Here is a 1,275-nt window from a genome sequence, read left to right as displayed (position 1 = left end):
TCCGTTGCCCTTCCAGTCGGAATCCGCAATTTCCGGAGTCCGGAAGCAAGCGGAGGGATGATAAGGATTGCCAGGGAAACAAGGACACCTGCAGCAGCGATGCCAGTCATCAGATAGGACTGGCTTCCCTTTGGGAGCAGAAATGCCGCCGCAAACAGGCACAATACGGTGATCTGTAACGTCTTTTTGATCGTTTTGGCTTTCTTTGCTTTCATGTAAATTCTTCCTTTCTTCCTAAACTTGCTGTGCCGCACCCAGGAGAGCCGATGATCGGCGCTCTCCTGGATCCTGTGCGGACACAAAAAAAGAACTGCCTGTACGGAGTAGTCTCCGGGTGCAATTCTTTACATGGATCGTTTCTTATGAAATTTTTGGTGCGTCAGCATCAAGCAACAAAAGGAAGCTGCTCTGCCTGCTGTTCTGTAACCTGGGTAAACCCATCATCCGGATAGCCGCCCTGTGTTCCCGGAGCTGCCCCGTTTCCAGGAGCATAGCCGCCGGAAGGCTGCTGGTTCGGATTGCCCTGTGCGTAATTCGGTGCGCTTCCAGGATTCGGAGCGTAGCCGTTCTGGGGCTGCCTGTAACCGTTCTGTGGTACGTTGCCACGAGGAGCATTTGTTCTTCCCTGTCCTCCCCGTGCATATCCATTCTGGTTCTGCGGTGCGGCGCCTGCAGGTGCATAATTGCCGGCAGGAGCACCGGATACCTGTGGATAGCCTCCCTGTGCAGGTGTCGGGTATCCGCCCTGCTGATTGGGAACAGGAGCGCCTCCGGGCTGTCCATAGCCGTTCTGAGGAACGCCTCCGGGTACGCCGGGATTGGTCCCATTTGCATCGTCATAAGTCATGGGTGCAAACTGCCAGTCTTTGACAACCACGCTGGGGCCGGAGTTCGGTTTTCCCTGGTTTTTCCCCTTCTGATGAACGAAGGGATGCAGCTCCAGATCTCCAATGATAATCAGTCCGGTGCCTTTTTTTACACCTGCTTTCATCAGGCGGTCTGCCAGAAACGAATTGAAATAGCAGGAATAGAATACGGTTTCTTTGTTCCCGTCCGCTCCCCGCTGGGGGCAGGAGATGTCCAGAGTCGTGTAGGTGGTGTTGCCATTCTTTGCCTGCATGATCTGGGGATCCGTTGTTGGCCTCCCTGGTAAAAAGATGATTGCTGACATAGAAATTCTCCTTTCTGCCTCTTTGGGCGTTAAAATAAATAATAGTGAAAATAAAAAAAGTGCCATTACAGTGCCGTAAAAAACGGCATTATAATGACACGATT

The 1,275-nt window shown here is 52.4% G+C and carries 2 protein-coding genes; both read right to left on the bottom strand.

Features of this window, described 5'->3' with window-relative positions:
• Nucleotides 1–215 (bottom strand): hypothetical protein (locus B5E53_RS18610; protein WP_343215692.1); only part of this gene is annotated, 215 nt, incomplete at its 3' end.
• A 170-nt stretch (nt 216–385) separates the two neighbouring features.
• Nucleotides 386–1,171, bottom strand: coding sequence for a single-stranded DNA-binding protein (locus tag B5E53_RS18605; RefSeq protein WP_087317612.1), 786 nt, complete (start codon nt 1,169–1,171; stop codon nt 386–388).
• Nucleotides 1,172–1,275: the final 104 nt, after the last annotated feature.

It is taken from the genome of Eubacterium sp. An11 (assembly GCF_002161065.1).
Taxonomy (GTDB): Bacteria; Bacillota; Clostridia; order Lachnospirales; family Lachnospiraceae; genus Anaerobutyricum; species Anaerobutyricum faecale.
Note: the sequence above shows the minus strand (reverse complement) of the source record. Positions and strands in the feature narration are given on the sequence as shown.

What these genes read in the sequence shown, in the direction of transcription:
- B5E53_RS18605 (WP_087317612.1), bottom strand. Translation starts at nt 1,171, where the DNA reads ATGTCAGCAATCATCTTTTTACCAGGGAGGCCAACAACGGATCCCCAG.